The organism is Rhizobium sp. 05L429, from assembly GCF_056397645.1.
Genome location: NZ_JBFTNV010000008.1, coordinates 86,323 through 101,023 on the forward strand (window position 1 = coordinate 86,323; position 14,701 = coordinate 101,023).

The 14,701-nt window shown below is 60.2% G+C and carries 14 protein-coding genes; 12 read left to right on the forward strand and 2 right to left on the reverse strand.

What is annotated here, in order from left to right:
• Nucleotides 1-7 precede the first annotated feature (7 nt).
• From AC1DNW_RS10605 to AC1DNW_RS10615, 3 genes are all read left to right on the forward strand, one after another.
• Nucleotides 8-295, forward strand: coding sequence for a DUF1330 domain-containing protein (locus AC1DNW_RS10605; protein WP_113307715.1), 288 nt, complete (start codon nucleotides 8-10; stop codon nucleotides 293-295).
• 109 nt (nucleotides 296-404) lie between these two features.
• Entirely contained in the window at nucleotides 405-1,385 is a 981-nt protein-coding gene (locus tag AC1DNW_RS10610; RefSeq protein WP_113307714.1) for a complex I NDUFA9 subunit family protein, read from the forward strand.
• A gap of 284 nt (nucleotides 1,386-1,669) precedes the next feature.
• Entirely contained in the window at nucleotides 1,670-1,822 is a 153-nt protein-coding gene (locus AC1DNW_RS10615; protein ID WP_477832425.1) for a hypothetical protein, read from the forward strand.
• 78 nt (nucleotides 1,823-1,900) lie between these two features.
• Here the strand turns inward: AC1DNW_RS10615 and AC1DNW_RS10620 are convergent, their stop codons facing one another.
• On the reverse strand, nucleotides 1,901-2,698 hold the full coding sequence (locus tag AC1DNW_RS10620) for an undecaprenyl-diphosphate phosphatase (protein WP_113307713.1): 798 nt from the start codon (nucleotides 2,696-2,698) through the stop codon (nucleotides 1,901-1,903).
• A gap of 279 nt (nucleotides 2,699-2,977) precedes the next feature.
• Here AC1DNW_RS10620 and AC1DNW_RS10625 point away from each other — a divergent pair, with 279 nt between their 5' ends.
• The 9 genes from AC1DNW_RS10625 to AC1DNW_RS10665 all read left to right on the forward strand — a co-directional run bounded on the left by AC1DNW_RS10625 (nucleotide 2,978) and on the right by AC1DNW_RS10665 (nucleotide 13,253).
• Complete coding sequence (locus AC1DNW_RS10625; protein ID WP_113298271.1) at nucleotides 2,978-3,670, forward strand: glutathione S-transferase family protein; 693 nt, start codon at nucleotides 2,978-2,980, stop codon at nucleotides 3,668-3,670.
• Between the two features lie 12 nt (nucleotides 3,671-3,682).
• The gene (gene queG / locus AC1DNW_RS10630; protein WP_113307712.1) at nucleotides 3,683-4,843 is read left to right on the forward strand and encodes a tRNA epoxyqueuosine(34) reductase QueG; all 1,161 of its coding nucleotides are present in this window, start codon (nucleotides 3,683-3,685) and stop codon (nucleotides 4,841-4,843) included.
• Complete coding sequence (locus tag AC1DNW_RS10635; RefSeq protein WP_477852618.1) at nucleotides 4,843-5,712, forward strand: SDR family oxidoreductase; 870 nt, start codon at nucleotides 4,843-4,845, stop codon at nucleotides 5,710-5,712. The genes queG and AC1DNW_RS10635 overlap by 1 nt, the downstream gene beginning before the upstream one ends.
• Before the next feature lie 409 nt (nucleotides 5,713-6,121).
• The gene (locus AC1DNW_RS10640) at nucleotides 6,122-6,484 is read left to right on the forward strand and encodes a septal ring lytic transglycosylase RlpA family protein (RefSeq protein ID WP_113298269.1); all 363 of its coding nucleotides are present in this window, start codon (nucleotides 6,122-6,124) and stop codon (nucleotides 6,482-6,484) included.
• 179 nt (nucleotides 6,485-6,663) lie between these two features.
• Nucleotides 6,664-7,953, forward strand: a complete 1,290-nt coding sequence (locus AC1DNW_RS10645; protein ID WP_477852619.1) for an RsmB/NOP family class I SAM-dependent RNA methyltransferase — start codon at nucleotides 6,664-6,666, stop codon at nucleotides 7,951-7,953.
• A gap of 228 nt (nucleotides 7,954-8,181) precedes the next feature.
• On the forward strand, nucleotides 8,182-9,459 hold the full coding sequence (locus AC1DNW_RS10650; protein WP_477852621.1) for an imelysin family protein: 1,278 nt from the start codon (nucleotides 8,182-8,184) through the stop codon (nucleotides 9,457-9,459).
• A 47-nt stretch (nucleotides 9,460-9,506) separates the two neighbouring features.
• Nucleotides 9,507-11,045 (forward strand): di-heme oxidoreductase family protein, encoded by a 1,539-nt coding sequence (locus AC1DNW_RS10655; protein ID WP_477852622.1) that lies wholly within the window; start codon nucleotides 9,507-9,509, stop codon nucleotides 11,043-11,045.
• Nucleotides 11,045-12,148, forward strand: coding sequence for an imelysin family protein (locus AC1DNW_RS10660; protein ID WP_113307708.1), 1,104 nt, complete (start codon nucleotides 11,045-11,047; stop codon nucleotides 12,146-12,148). The genes AC1DNW_RS10655 and AC1DNW_RS10660 overlap by 1 nt, the downstream gene beginning before the upstream one ends.
• A 4-nt stretch (nucleotides 12,149-12,152) precedes the next feature.
• A complete protein-coding gene (locus tag AC1DNW_RS10665) occupies nucleotides 12,153-13,253 on the forward strand; it encodes a DUF1513 domain-containing protein (protein WP_477852625.1) in 1,101 nt (366 codons plus the stop codon).
• Here the strand turns inward: AC1DNW_RS10665 and AC1DNW_RS10670 are convergent.
• Nucleotides 13,232-14,311 carry a DUF2252 family protein gene (locus tag AC1DNW_RS10670; protein WP_113307706.1) on the reverse strand — a complete coding sequence of 360 codons (1,080 nt, stop codon included), beginning with the start codon at nucleotides 14,309-14,311 and terminating at the stop codon, nucleotides 13,232-13,234. The genes AC1DNW_RS10665 and AC1DNW_RS10670 overlap by 22 nt on opposite strands.
• Nucleotides 14,312-14,701 lie beyond the last annotated feature (390 nt).

Sequence of the window (14,701 nt, forward strand, 5' to 3'; positions counted from 1 at the left end):
AGCAATGATGGCCAAGGGATACTGGATCGCCCGCGTCGATGTGCGCGACCTCGAGCGCTACAAGGATTACGTCGCTGCCGCAAAGCCCGCCTTCGAGAAATATGGCGCAAATTTCCTCGCCCGTGGTGGCGCGATCACCGAGCTTGAAGGCAAGGCACGCGCCCGCAACGTCGTCATCGAATTTCCCTCGATGCAACATGCCGTCGACTGCTATAATTCCCCGGAATACCAGATCGCCGCAAAAATCCGCCATGAAGTGGCCGATGCCGAAATGGTCGTCGTCGAAGGCATCTGAACCAGTTTCGAACGGGTAAGAACTGCGGCGCAATGGCCCTTTTCGTCGAGCCGGGATTGGGCTAAGACGAAACAATCACAGCATTCCAAAGCCTTTCGAGGAGCCTGCCATGACCCTTGCCAACCTGCCGCCGCTCGTCACCGTGTTCGGAGGGTCCGGCTTTGTCGGCAGGCACGTCGTGCGCGCGCTGGCCAAGCGCGGCTATCGCATCCGCGTTGCCGTGCGCCGCCCCGATCTCGCCGGCTTCTTGCAGCCGCTCGGCAATGTCGGCCAGATCTCCTTCGTGCAGGCCAACCTGCGCTACCGCAACTCGATCGACCGCGCCGTCGAAGGCGCCGACCACGTCATCAACTGTGTCGGCATTCTCTTCGAGAGCGGCCGCAACACTTTCGACGCGGTGCAGGAATTTGGCGGCCGCGCAGTAGCCGAGGCCGCCCGCAACGTCGGTGCGACACTCACGCACATTTCCGCCATCGGCGCCAACGCCGGTTCCAACTCCGACTACGGCCGCACCAAGGGCCGCGCAGAAGCCGCCATCCTGTCGCTCAAGCCGGATGCGATCATTTTCCGTCCGTCGGTCGTCTTCGGCCCGGAAGACAGCTTCTTCAACAAGTTCGCCGATATGGCGCGTACCTTCCCGGTCCTGCCGCTCGTCGGCGGCGGCAAGACGAAGTTTCAGCCCGTTTATGTCGAGGATATTGCCGAGGCCGTCGCCCGTGCCATCGACGGCAAGGTCGAAGGCGGCAAGATCTATGAGCTCGGCGGTCCTGAGGTCCTGACCTTCCGCGAATGTCTCGAGACCATACTCAAGGTTACGGTACGCAAGAATCCGTTCATTTCCCTGCCTTTCGGCATCGCATCGCTGATCGGCAGCATTGCCTCGCTGGTACCTTTCATTGCGCCACCGATCACGCCGGACCAGGTGAAGCTGCTCAAGCACGACAATATCGTTTCCAAGGAAGCAGAAGCCGAAGGCCGCACGCTGAAGGGCCTCGGCATCACGCCGACGATGGCCACCTCGGTGCTCGACTCCTACCTGGTGCAATATCGTCCGCATGGCCAGTATACGGGGTCTGGCAAGGCTGCCTGATAGATCGATAGCCGACAATTTAAACGCCGTTCGCGAACTTCCGCGGACGGCGTTTTTCTTTTTCGCGAAGCGTAAATCCGGCGCAAGTCTGGCGTGTTTTGATGCGTTTCATAATGTGTAACGTTGCATAAAAGACGCATAGGAAAATTAGTGGAATTAACACCAAATTTAGCAGGAACGTTTATTGCTATTTGCCATTCCACTGACTAAACACCCCCGCGCGTCTCCAGAAGACTCAAGGCGCCTCGCAGGCGTGCGGCAATCACTGTGAAAGGCTATTTCTGATGGGCAAGTCAATCGCGCTTCTTTTTGCGTGTGCGGCACTGGTAATCCTCGCAGGCTCCTTCATTGCGCCGGGTTCCGTCGCAGCGGTGAAGGGCGGTTGCGCGCCGGCTTACGGCGTCGATCCCTGCTCTACGGCCTCCATCAGCCACTAAAAAGCCGGTCCTTTCGAACCGGCTTTATTTTATCCCGGCGCGAGCGACGCATATTCGATCGCTCGCGGGTTAACCGACTCAGCTAATAATGCCGGCCATCGCCATGCCGAGCAGTACGACACCCAAAATGATGCGATAGATCGCAAACACCGTGAAGCGGTTGCTCCTGATATAGGCCAGCAGCCATTTTACGGCGACAAAGGCGACGACGGTGGAAACGACGAAGGCAATGCCGAGCGCAGTCCAATCCTCGTTTGCCGCGCTGCCGTCCTTGAAGGTTTTCAGCAGCGAAAATGCGCTTGCCGCATACATGGTCGGAATGCCGACGAGGAAAGCAAATTCGGTTGCGGCAGCCCGATTAGCCGTGCCGGCGAGCATGGCGACGAAGATCGTGGCACCCGAGCGGGACGTTCCGGGGAAGACGCCGGCAACAACCTGCGCAATGCCCACAAGAATGGCAACGAGCCAGGTGATGTGAGTGCTCGGCGGGCGGCGGGCGGCGGCCCATTCGGCAACGATCATCCAGATGCCGCCGATGATCAGCGCCCAGGCAACCGGCGTTGCGTTCTCAGGCAGTTCAAAACCGAACCTCTTGACGATAAGCCCGAGGACCGCAGTGATCAGAAATGCGACGATCAGCTTGAGGGCATAATCGCGGTTCTGCGGATCGCGCCAACCGAGCAGCAGATCGAGCAAACGACGCCAGTAGATGATCGTAACGGCGAGGATCGCGCCTGCCTGGATGACGATGTTGAATGTATCCGAGCGGGCGCCAAGCCACTGTTCGGCAATGATCAGGTGGCCGGTACTCGAAATCGGCAGGAACTCGGTGATCCCTTCTATAATGCCCAGAATTATAGAGTTTATGTAGTCCATAAAGTGTCTCCGGTTTGGGGTTCGGTCGGACTGGAGTGGCGGTCAGGTTTATATTGCACTGCACAATCATCATTCGCCAGAGCGGGAGGAAAGAAAAGGCGAGCGGGGAGTTGCGATGATTCAGGCAGCCATGTTTTGTCCCTTGTCAGCTGGGCGCGGCCCGATTCGCTTGTATTAGAGGGGCCAAACTCCTATAGCTTCAACTAATGAGTCATGACTAGGGCGGTATAAGTGGCGCGCCCTTGAGCCCATGCACCACAATCAAACGTTCGAGTATCGATGCCCACGCTTTACCATCATCCCATGTCGTCCGCATCTCGCTTCGTCAGGCTCATTCTGGCGGAATACGGCTATCAGGCGGAGTTGATCGAGGAACAGACCTGGGAAAAACGCCGCGACTTCCTGGCGCTCAACCCGGCTGGTACGCTGCCCGTCTATGTCGATGACAGCATGCGGGCGCTCTGCGGCGCGACTGTCATTTCGGAATATCTCGACGAAACGCATGGCGTGTTGAAACGCGACCGCCGGCTGCTTGCCGAAGATCCGTTCCAGCGTGCGGAGATCCGCCGCCTGACGGAATGGTTCATGCAGAAGATGGAAAACGATGTCACCAAGCCGCTGGCGCGCGAACGCGTTTATAAGCTGCAGATGACGGCGGATCAGGGCGGCGGAGCCCCGGATTCCAAAATGCTGCGCACGGCGCGCGCGAATATCCGCCAGCACATGCGCTATCTCACCTGGCTTGCGGGTTCGCGCCAATGGCTTGCCGGCGACCGAATGAGCTATGCCGATCTTGCTGCCGCGGCCTCCATTTCGATTCTCGATTATCTTGGCGAGATCGACTGGTCGGAATCGCCGCTCGCCAAGGATTGGTACCAGCGGCTGAAATCGCGCCCCTCCTTCCGCCCACTGCTCACCGAGCGCGTGCGCGGTCTGACGCCGGTTTCCCATTACGCCGACCTGGATTTCTGACGAGGGCTTTTGATGCCCGAGCCGAAAACCGAGGACACAAAAGAGCGCAAGCGCCGCGACAATTTGACCGCCTTCCTGAAGGCGGAGGCGGTCGCTCTCGGCTTCGACCTCTGTCGCGTGACCCGTCCGGACTCGATCCTGGAGGCAAAGGAACGCCTTGGCCAATTCATCGATGCCGGCCGGCATGGGACGATGGAATGGATGGCAGAGACGCGCGAGCGGCGTGGCGATCCGCGCACGCTCTGGAGCGATGTACGCTCCGTCGCCGTCTTCGGCCTCAATTATGGGCCGGATGAAGATCCACGCAGTATTCTTGGCAAGAAGGATAGGGCCGCGATTTCCGTCTATGCCCGCAATCGCGATTATCATGATGTCATCAAGGGCCGGCTGAAGGAGATTGCGACGCGTTTTGCCGCCAAGGCGGGCGCAGACGTGAAAGTCTTCGTCGATACCGCACCCGTGATGGAAAAGCCGCTTGCGGCAGCAGCTGGTCTCGGCTGGCAGGGCAAACACACCAATCTTCTCAGCCGCGAGCATGGCTCCTGGCTTTTCCTCGGCTCGATGTTCACGACCGCCGATCTCAACATAGATGCCTCGGAGACCGATCATTGTGGTTCCTGCCGTGCCTGCCTCGATGCCTGCCCGACGGACGCCTTTCCGGCACCGTACCAGATCGATGCGCGCCGCTGCATCTCGTATCTGACGATCGAGCACAAGGGGCCGATCGATCTCGAGTTCAGGCCGCTAATCGGCAACCGCATTTACGGTTGCGACGATTGCCTCGCTGCATGCCCCTGGAACAAGTTTGCAAACGAAGCGTCAGAAATGAAGCTGAAGGCGCGTGAGGATCTGAAGGAACCTTCGATCGCCTTCCTCTTGACGCTCGACGATCCGACCTTCCGCACGTTCTTCAGCGGTTCGCCGGTCAAGCGTATCGGGCGCGACCGCTTCATTCGTAATGTGCTGATCGCTGCTGGCAATTCCGGCGAGCGCAGGCTGATCGAACGATGTCGTACGCTCGCCGTCGATGCCTCACCTGTCGTGCGCGGCATGGCAGTTTGGGCGCTGTCGCGACTCATGGAGGCTGGCGAATTCGAAGCCTTTGCCGCACAAAGGGAAAACGAGTCGGACGAAGAGGTCCTCAACGAATGGCGATTGGCGGGGGTGAACTGATGCACGTGATGATCTTTGGCTGCGGTTATTCCGGTACGGCGATCGCCAGAGCTTTTGGTGACAGCGGCATGCGCATCTCGGGAACGACCCGTTCGGAGGAGAAAGCGGAAGAGCTGAGGAAATCCGGGATCGAAGCCTTCATATTCGACGGGGAGACCTTGAGCGGCGACCTGCGGGCGGCCATGCCCGGCGTCACTCATCTCGTGCAATCGATCGCACCTCGCGATGCCGATCCACTGCTTGCATTGCTCGGTCAGGACAGCACGGCGCTTTTGCCGAAGCTGGAATGGATCGGCTATCTCTCCACAGTCGGCGTCTATGGCGACCACAGGGGCGCTTTGGTGACAGAGGAAACCCCTTGCGTGCCCGTCTCTGGCCGCTCGAAAGAACGGCTGGAAGCGGAGGAAGCCTGGCTTGCGCTCGGACGCAGGCGCGGCGTGCCGGCGGCGATATTGCGTCTCTCGGGCATCTATGGGCCGGGACGCAACGCCTTCGTCAATCTCGATCGCGGCAAGGCGCGTCGCATCGTCAAGAAAGACCAGGTCTTCAACCGCATTCGTGTTGAGGATATCGGCGCTTCTGCCAGCTTTCTATCCGAGCATGCGCTCGGCGGCATCTATAATGTCACCGACGACCAGCCCGGCCCGCCGCAGGACGTCATCGTCGAAGCGGCGCGGCTGATGAATGTCGAGCCGCCACCGGAACAKGCTTTCGAGACGGCAGAAATGACGCCGATGGCCCGCTCCTTTTATGGTGAGAAMAAACGGGTTTCKAATGCCAAACTGAAGGCTGCGGGTTTCCATTTCGCCTTTCCGCACTACCCGATGTCGCTTGCCCAGCTCTGGCAAAACGGCCATTGGAAGGGATGATGAAAACACCCCATTCGGGTGAGTGGGCTATAACCCGTAAAGAGTAGAAATTTCCTACTTTCTAATTTTGGCGAACTGAATTTCGCTCCATATTATGGTTAACGGCCTCTAAATTTGCGCAAATGTGGCAGCAAATATGGCAGTCTGAGAAAAAAATTTTTGTGATTTCCAACGGCTATCAAATGTTTACCGTTTTTCGGGAAAAATCGTTCATATTTTAGCTGATTTCATTTGGTTTTTTCCAAAACCTGCCAATGCGGTGCCCTGCTACCGCAATGTTACCAAAATCACAAATGTTACAGACTGTAACGTTCCGTGATTGCGAGCGGCACTTTTTCGCCACTTTTCCCCGGATTGAAGCCCCACCGCCTGCGAAGGCGCAAGTTCAACAGTTGAGGGACAATCCGTTTTGAAGAAAATCTGCCGTTCTCTAATCACTACCGCAGCTATTGCAGCCTGTTCATTCGCCCTTCCGGCGGAAGGATTTGCTGGTAACGGATGTGGCGGTGCTTCGTGGTACGCACTTCGCTCCAAAACTGCTTCCGGGGAACGCATGAACCCGGCCATCTATACTGCCGCACATCGTTCTCTGGCGTTCGGCACCAAGGTGAAGGTCACCAACCGCAACAACGGCCGCAGCGTCGTCGTTCGCATCAATGATCGTGGTCCGTTCATCCGCGGTCGCGTGCTCGATCTGTCACGCGCTGCCGCGCAGAACATCGGCATGGTCTCTACAGGTACTGCGAAGGTCTGCTACGAAATCATGAGCTGAGGCCAGGTCCTCCGCGAAATCCCTGCGCCGGATGCGGCGCTTGCTCTTGCCGTCAATCGCGGGTAACCACGCGGTTGGGACTTGTGAACAATCCGCCCAGTCACTCAGGTTTCCCTGGCAGGCTTCCTGGGACTCATTTGCGCGGATCGTCACCAGCCAAGGCAATAGGAGAAGTTTGAATGCGTTTGGGCGGCCGCCTCGAAGGGGCGATTTCGGTTCTGGCTGATATCGATGCCCGCAAACGGCCTGTCGCCGATGCGCTGAAGGATTGGGGCCTTGCCCACCGTTTCGCCGGCTCCGGCGACCGGGCGGCGATCGGCAACATCGTTTATGACGCGCTGCGCATGCGCCTCTCCCACGCCTTCCTGATGGACGACGACAGTGCTGTTGCCATTGGGCACGCCGTCATGTTCCGCCAGTGGGGCTTCACGCCGGAAACGCTGGCTGCCGAACTTGCCGACGACAAGTTCGCACCGACTCCGCTTTCGACCGAGGCGCTCACGGCCTTTACGAGCCGCTCTCTTTCCGACGCGCCCCTGCATGTACAGGGCGATATTCCCGATTGGGTCCAATCCTCCTTCGAACAAGCTTTCGGCGACGGCTGGCTTACCGAAGCGCAGGCGCTTGCCGGGCGCCCGACGCTCGATCTGCGCGCCAATATCCTGAAGGCCACCCGCGAAAAGGCCGTCAAGGCGCTGGAACGCGCCGGCGCGAAGGAGGCCAAGATCGCACGCCACGGCATCCGGATTGCCGCCGGTGAAGGTGCCTCACGTCTTCCAAACGTCACTGCCGAGCTTTCGTTCCAGAAAGGCTGGTTCGAAGTGCAGGACGAGGGATCGCAGATCGTTGCCGATCTTGTGCTGGCTGGGGATGGCGAGCAGGTACTGGATTACTGCGCCGGCGGCGGCGGCAAGACGCTTGCAATGGCGGCCGCCATGCACAACAAGGGCCAGGTTCACGCCTATGATGCCGACCGCAAGCGGCTGGCACCAATCATCGAGCGGCTGAAGCGCGCTGGCACGCGCAACGTTCAGGTCCATGACGATGTCAGGGGCCTGTCCAGCCTGCGTGGCCGCTGCGACAAGGTGCTGGTCGATGCGCCCTGCACCGGTACGGGCACGTGGCGCCGACGCCCGGATACGAAATGGCGGCTGACAACCAAGAACCTCGACGAGCGCAAAGCCCAGCAGCAGGACGCGCTGACGCAGGCGAGCAGCTTTGTGCGCCCCGGCGGCGAACTGGTCTATGTTACCTGCTCGGTGCTGCCGCAGGAAAATGAAGAGCAGGTGCGGCGCTTTGCTRCCGACAACGGCGATTTCGAAATCGTMAATGCTCTGCCGGCCTGGGACAGCCTGTTCGGCAAGGAAAGCACACGCCCACGCTCTTCCGACGGCAAGACGATCACCCTGACGCCGGCCTCGACGGATACGGACGGCTTCTTCTTCTGCCGCCTCAAAAGGAACGGCTGAGCGGGCCGGTCTGCCGCGGAAATCGAAAACGCGGCGTGACCGGCATGTGCCAGATGACACAACAGCAGAACGCGCTGAATTTTCGGGCAAATGTTCTTCCGCYAGCCAGGTTGAACACAGTAAATCCATCCTTAAAACCATTCCAAACTAGAGTGTTTGACACCAGTTTGCTTTTGCGCGAAGAGACGATTGCCGGATTCAGACGGAAATCCGTCACAGGAGAGGATCATGAAGCTCAACCGCACATTCCGCGCAGCCGCGCTGGCGATTGCCCCCGCCACCCTGCTCGCCCTTCCCGCCCATGCGGCAACCGACGCAGCGGCTGTCGTGAAGCATTATGCTGAAGTCGMACATGCGAAGTACGAAGACTCGCTGACAACAGCCAAGGCGCTCGACGCGGCCATCGACGCGTTTCTGAAGTCGCCTGATGATGCCACGCTGAAGGCCGCCAAGGACGCCTGGATCAAGGCACGTGTTCCCTATCAGCAAACCGAAGTCTATCGTTTCGGCAACCCTGTTGTTGACGACTKGGAAGGCAAGGTCAACGCATGGCCGCTCGACGAAGGCCTGATCGATTATGTCGATCCCTCCTATGGCACGGAAAGCGACGAGAACTCCCTCTATGTCGCAAACGTCATCGCCAACAAGACGATCAAGATCGACGGCAAGGATGTCGACGCCTCCAAGCTGACACCGGAGTTCCTCTCCGGCACGCTTGCTGAGGCCGGCGGTATCGAAGCCAACGTCGCKACCGGCTACCACGCCATCGAATTCCTGCTCTGGGGCCAGGATCTGCACGGCACGGGGCCTGGCGCCGGCGAACGTCCAGCCAGCGACTACGACCTGAAGAATTGCACGCACGGCAATTGTGACCGCCGCGCCGACTATCTGAAGTCGGCCTCCACGCTGCTCGTTTCCGACCTGCAGGAAATGACCGACGACTGGGCGCCGGATGGAGAAGCCGCAAAGCATGTCGAAGCCGATCCGAAGGCTGGCCTCGTCGCCATCCTCACGGGCATGGGTTCACTCTCCTACGGTGAGCTTGCCGGCGAGCGCATGAAGCTCGGCCTGCTGCTGCACGATCCGGAAGAAGAGCATGATTGCTTCTCCGACAATACCTACAACTCGCATCTGAACGACGCGATCGGCATCGCCGCCGCCTATACGGGCGAATATACCCGCGTCGACGGCACCAAGCTGGCCGGCCCGTCGCTGCACGACCTCGTTTCAGCCAAGGATAAGGCTCTGGACGCCGAGATGACCGGCAAGCTCAACAAGACGCTGGATGCCATGCATGCCATGGCCAAGCGCGGCGAGACGGTCGAGAAGTACGACCAGATGATCGGCGAGGGCAACAAGGAAGGCAACGCTGTCGTTCAAGCGGCCATCGACGGCCTCATTGACCAGACAAAGTCGGTCCAGCGCGTTATTGCCGCACTTGACCTCGGCACCGTCGAGCTTGAAGGTTCCGACAGCCTGGATAATCCTAACGCTGTCTTCAAATAAGCAAAAAGGCGGGCCGCTCCGAACCCGGAGCGGCCCGGATCCTTGAAATGTCGCATAACCCGGCCGGACGTCTTTTTATCAGCGCAGCTTTCTGCGCTTTGGTTGCCGGGCTTCCCGTCGCCATAGCCGGCGCCTTCGACCTTCCGGCTGGACGTACCGATCTTTCCGATGCGGATTTGAAGCGCGTCGCCGGTGTCACGCGGCCGACCGGCGATTTCACCAAGGCCGAACCCTACGAGGCGATGCAAGCGGGTGCAGCAACCTCCATCGATCCGATCACCGAAGACAGCTTCTCGCATATCGCCGCCAATATTCCCTTCGAGGAAGAACAGAGTTTCCGACTCGGCAATGCACTCTTCCGCAAACTCTGGGTCTCTGCACCCTCCTCGACGCAGGCGTCCGACGGGCTCGGCCCACTTTTCAATGCCCGCTCCTGCATGAGTTGTCACGCCAATGACGGCCGCGGCAAACCACCGGAGGGTGGTCCGAGCGCCACGTCGATGGTCCTTCGCGTAGCCCGTGCGGCAAAAACACCTGAGGAAGAAAAAGCGATCGCCGGGGCCGATGTCGTCAATTTCCCCGATCCGGTTTACGGCCACCAGCTTCAGGATCTTGCCGTTCCCGGGCTTGCCGCCGAAGGCAAGATTGCCGTCAGCTATACAGAGGAGATCGCGGCACTTGCCCGCGGCGGGACGGTGAGCCTGCGCAAGCCTGTCTATTCCGCCGATKACCTTGCCTATGGTCCGTTCGATCCGGCGACGACGATCTCTGCGCGCGTTGCCCCGGCGATGATCGGCCTCGGGCTGATCCAGGCAATCCCCGAGGCAGATATTCTCGCTCACGCCGACCCTGCCGATCTCGATCACGATGGAATCTCCGGCAAGGCGGCCATCGTGCGCGACCACCGTAATGGCAAGATTGCGCTCGGCCGTTTCGGCTGGAAGGCGCAGAACGCCACGGTACGCGACCAAAGCGCCGACGCCTTTTCCAACGACATCGGCATTTCGACGCCGGACGCGCCTAATGCGTATGGCGATTGCACTGCGGCCGAGACAAAATGTCTCGGCATGCCTGATGGCGTGCAGAAACGCCTCGGCGACGAGGAAGCCCCGGGCCCTGTGCTTGATCTCGTCACCTTCTATTCAGAGAACCTCGCCGTGCCGGCACGCCGCAAGGCGAGCTTTGCCGGGACCCTGCGCGGCAAGCAGCTTTTCTACGAATCCGGCTGCATTTCCTGCCACGTGCCGAAGTTCGTCACCCGCCGCGATACCGCTGAGAAGGCCCAATCCTTCCAGCTTATCTGGCCCTATTCGGATTTCCTGCTGCACGACATGGGCGATGGCCTGGCGGACGGACAGCAAGTAGGACTTGCCAGCGGACGTGAATGGCGCACGCCTCCGCTATGGGGTATAGGACTGACCCGGACTGTCAGCGGACACAGCTTCTTCCTGCATGACGGCCGCGCCAGAAATCTCACCGAAGCGATCCTCTGGCATGGCGGCGAAGCTGAAAAAGCCCGTAACGCATTCTCCTCGCTGTCAAAAGACGATAGAGAGGCCCTGATTACATTCCTGGAGTCACTCTGATGCGCCCCTGGCATACCCTCCTTTGCCTCGCCCTGACCGGCCTTGCCACATCGGCAGCCGCCCAGAGCGCCGCACCGCCCGCTTCGGGCCTCAACGAGGATGCCGTGCCCTCAGTCATGCAGCGCGCCGTCGATGAGGTCATCCGCCCCGGCTACCGCAACATGCAGCAATCGGCCGCACGCCTGACGACCGCCATGAACGATCTCTGCGCATCCGGCACGCAGCAGACGCTCGACCGCGCCAAATCCACTTTCGACGATACGATCCGTTACTGGTCGACCATCGAGATCGTGCAGACAGGCCCGGTCATCCAGGACAATCTCTTCGAACACATCCTCTTCTATCCCGACCGCAAGGGCGTCGGCCTCAAGCAGGTGCAGGCGCTTATCGCCAAGGCCGATCCGAAGGACACGGCCGTCGATGCCATCGCCGGCAAAAGTGTGGCCCTGCAGGGCCTGACCGCGCTCGAATATGTACTTTACGGCAGCGGTTCTGAAGATCTCATCAAGCAGAAGGGCGGCTTCCGCTGCCTCTACGGCCAAGCGGTCGCCGGCAATATCCAGCGAGAGGCCGGCGAAGTGGTCGCCGCCTGGGAGAAGCCTGACGGCGTGCAGGCGAGCTGGAAGCATCCCGGCCCGCAGAGCGACGATTTCATGGACAACAAGGAGGCCGTCACCGCCCTTCTCGGCATCCTCGTCCACGGCGCCGAGAATGTCCGCGATCAGCGGCTGGAGCAGTTCTACAAGGGCAAGGATACGCCTGCTCGCCCGCGCATGGCGATCTACTGGCGCTCCAAGAACACCTGGAAGTCCATGGCTGCCAATCTCGAGGGCATCCGGACGCTCTGGCAGAAGGCCGGCATGGCCGAGCTGTTGCCGCCGGAGAAGAAGCAGGTTGCCGATGCGATCGACACCAAGCTCAAGACGATCATCGACAGCGTCTCCAAGCTGAACCCGGATATCGAAGTCGCCGTCAGCGATGCGGAAAAGGCCAAGCTCGATACGCTGCTGACCGAGAGCCGCGACCTTATCACCACGATCAGCGACCAGTATGGCGCCGCGATCGGCCTTTCGGCCGGCTTCTCCTTCTCGGACGGGGACTGAGCCAGTGTGGCGCAGCGCCGCCATCGACAGACGCGGTTTCATCAAGGCCGCCGGCATCGGCTTCCTGGCCGCGCTGAAGCCGCAGGCGCTGTTGGCGCTCGACCGCGCCGATGCCGTCTATGCCTCCGGCATCCGTGCCGCCAACGGCTCCTTCGCCGTGGCAACGGTCACCGAGCGTGGCGAGATTGTCGATCAGGTGACGCTTCCCGACCGCGCCCACGGCATGGCCCATAGCAGCGCCACCGGCCGCACCGTCGCCTTTGCGCGCCGGCCCGGCACATTCGCCATGATCTTCGATCCCCGGAACCAGGCAGAGCCCATCGTCATCACCTCGCCGGAGGACCGGCATTTCTACGGCCACGGCGCCTTTTCGCCGGATGGACGGCTGCTCTATGCCAGTGAGAACGACTTCGACAATAACAGGGGCATGATCGGCCTCTACGATGCGACGAACCGTTTTGCCCGCATCGGCGAGTATGAGACCTATGGCGTCGGTCCGMACGACATGACGGTTTCCGATGACGGCCGCATACTTGTAGTTGCCAATGGCGGTATCGAGACCCATCCAGACTTTGGCCGCACCAAGCTCAATCTCGGCAATATGCAGCCGTCGCTGGCGCTCATCGATGCGGTGACCGGCGCACTGATCGAAAAACACACGCTGCCGCCGCAATGGTCGTCAGTCTCCACACGCCATGTCGATATCGACGCCAGCGGCCGCATCTGGTTTGCCTGCCAATACGAAGGTCACCGCAAGGATCTACCACCGTTGGTCGGCCATTTCGCCAAGGGCGAGGATCTTGTTTTCATAGACCTGCCCGAGGAGACGACACGGCTACTTGCCAGTTATGTCGGGGCGATCGCCGTCAACCGGAAGGAAGGGCTCGTCGGTGTTACCTCGCCGATCGCCGGTGCGTCCGTCACCATCGATGGGAAGACKGGCAAGGTACTGCGCGAGGAAAGCATTCCCGATGCCGCAGGCATTGCGCCGGCACCTGATGGTTTTGCCGTTTCATCCTATGACGGCAATTTCCTTTCCGCTCAAAGCGATGTCGCCTGGGACCAGCATATCGTGCGCATCGCTCAGCAAGCGTCCGTACGGTAAGCCTTCCAGTCCCTTTCAGTGGCTTCCGCGGTTGCCCGCGCCGCCTCGTAAAGCCAGTTCTCGCCGCGGGAGCGCAGATCATTGCGAATTGCCGCAACACTTGCTGCGTCATCTGAATGGCAGTTGGCGATCTCGAAGCCCATCAGTTCCAGCATCGAGCCGTTCAACAGGGTCTTCGCATCGCTCTTGATCTCGATCTTGCGGCTGTTGGGCGAAAGCCTGCGAACGAGAATGCGACCGGTTACAACGAAATGGGGATCGGGGCTGCGCATCCGTCCGGCGGCGATGACGCCGGTTCTGATGACGTGATCTCCTGATCTGGCCAAAGACCAGGCGGAGGGCACAAGCGCCTTGGCTTCACGCAACACTGGGCCGCCGCGCCACTCCTTCACATAGGCGATGAAACGCGGCCGCCCGAGACTTCCCGTCCCCTTCGTCACCGGTACAGGTGTGGCATTTCCCGAACCCCTCGGCAGAGCATTTTTCAAGGCCTCGACAAAACGGCCGGGTGCCGGCCTTTTGCCGGGTTTGCGCTTATCGCATTTTTCCCAGAAGTCTTTCCGCTCATCTTCCGAAAGCAAAAGCTTGTCGCGGAGCCAAGGATGATCGCGCTCCAGGATGACCGGAGCCGGGTGCTCGAGGCCGCGCACATAGCCGGCGAGGATGAGCTCGGCGATCGCCCTGCCGGAAATCCCGTCATCCGACTGAGCCAGAACGGCGCTTGCCACCAGCCGCACGAGATCCAGCCCGTAGGGCATGATCGCCGCGTCGTCGAAATCATTGGCACCCCAGACGAGCCGTCCCTCGATATCCCGCCAGGTCCCGAAATTCTCCAGATGCGTATCCCCGATCGACAGCACTTGCGGCATGTCGGCAAGCTCGGGCCTGACGTCGTAGATGATCTCGGACCAACGCCAGTAGGTGGCTCGCAAGAACGCGAAGGCCTCGTCGCACATCTTCCGGTGTTTCTCGTCGAGATCCTCGTGCACGAGCTCGCCCTGCAGCTCGTTTGCCAGCCACGCCTCATAATCGTCCACAGATTGAGAAAATCTCTTCATCGGCTCGCCCTCAGCTTCGGTCGATCATAATCCTGCGGGGCCTTATTCAGAAGAGGTTTCGGGATGATCCCAGGACGGACGCGACGAAGCGGAAATTCAGTCGTCGCGCCCATGACAGGATGTGTATCCGTCGCCTTTTTCGGGCGACGAATTGCCCAGAGCATCGAAMGGGTCGAGCTTGCCACGGCGCGGCACTGACGGACGAAGTGCTGCAGGCCGTCCGTGAGACGACTGGCGTGGCTCCCTGGGCGGAAGCGATCCAGTCGAATAGATGACCAGAGAGAGCCGCGTGATCGAAATTCGACCGAAAGACAAAAACATCGTAAGCCGGATTGAAACCTTGTCGAATCCGGCCGGTCATGCCACTTTCGCGGCTGCGAGAGGGACTGC

Excerpts from the sequence above, each read along its gene's own strand:
- AC1DNW_RS10605 (WP_113307715.1), top strand. The coding sequence starts at position 8 with ATGGCCAAGGGATACTGGATCGCCCGCGTCGATGTGCGCGACCTCGAG.
- AC1DNW_RS10610 (WP_113307714.1), top strand. The coding sequence starts at position 405 with ATGACCCTTGCCAACCTGCCGCCGCTCGTCACCGTGTTCGGAGGGTCC.
- AC1DNW_RS10615 (WP_477832425.1), top strand. The coding sequence starts at position 1,670 with ATGGGCAAGTCAATCGCGCTTCTTTTTGCGTGTGCGGCACTGGTAATC.
- AC1DNW_RS10620 (WP_113307713.1), bottom strand. The coding sequence starts at position 2,698 with ATGGACTACATAAACTCTATAATTCTGGGCATTATAGAAGGGATCACC.
- AC1DNW_RS10625 (WP_113298271.1), top strand. The coding sequence starts at position 2,978 with ATGCCCACGCTTTACCATCATCCCATGTCGTCCGCATCTCGCTTCGTC.
- queG (WP_113307712.1), top strand. The coding sequence starts at position 3,683 with ATGCCCGAGCCGAAAACCGAGGACACAAAAGAGCGCAAGCGCCGCGAC.
- AC1DNW_RS10660 (WP_113307708.1), top strand. The coding sequence starts at position 11,045 with ATGCGCCCCTGGCATACCCTCCTTTGCCTCGCCCTGACCGGCCTTGCC.
- AC1DNW_RS10670 (WP_113307706.1), bottom strand. The coding sequence starts at position 14,311 with ATGAAGAGATTTTCTCAATCTGTGGACGATTATGAGGCGTGGCTGGCA.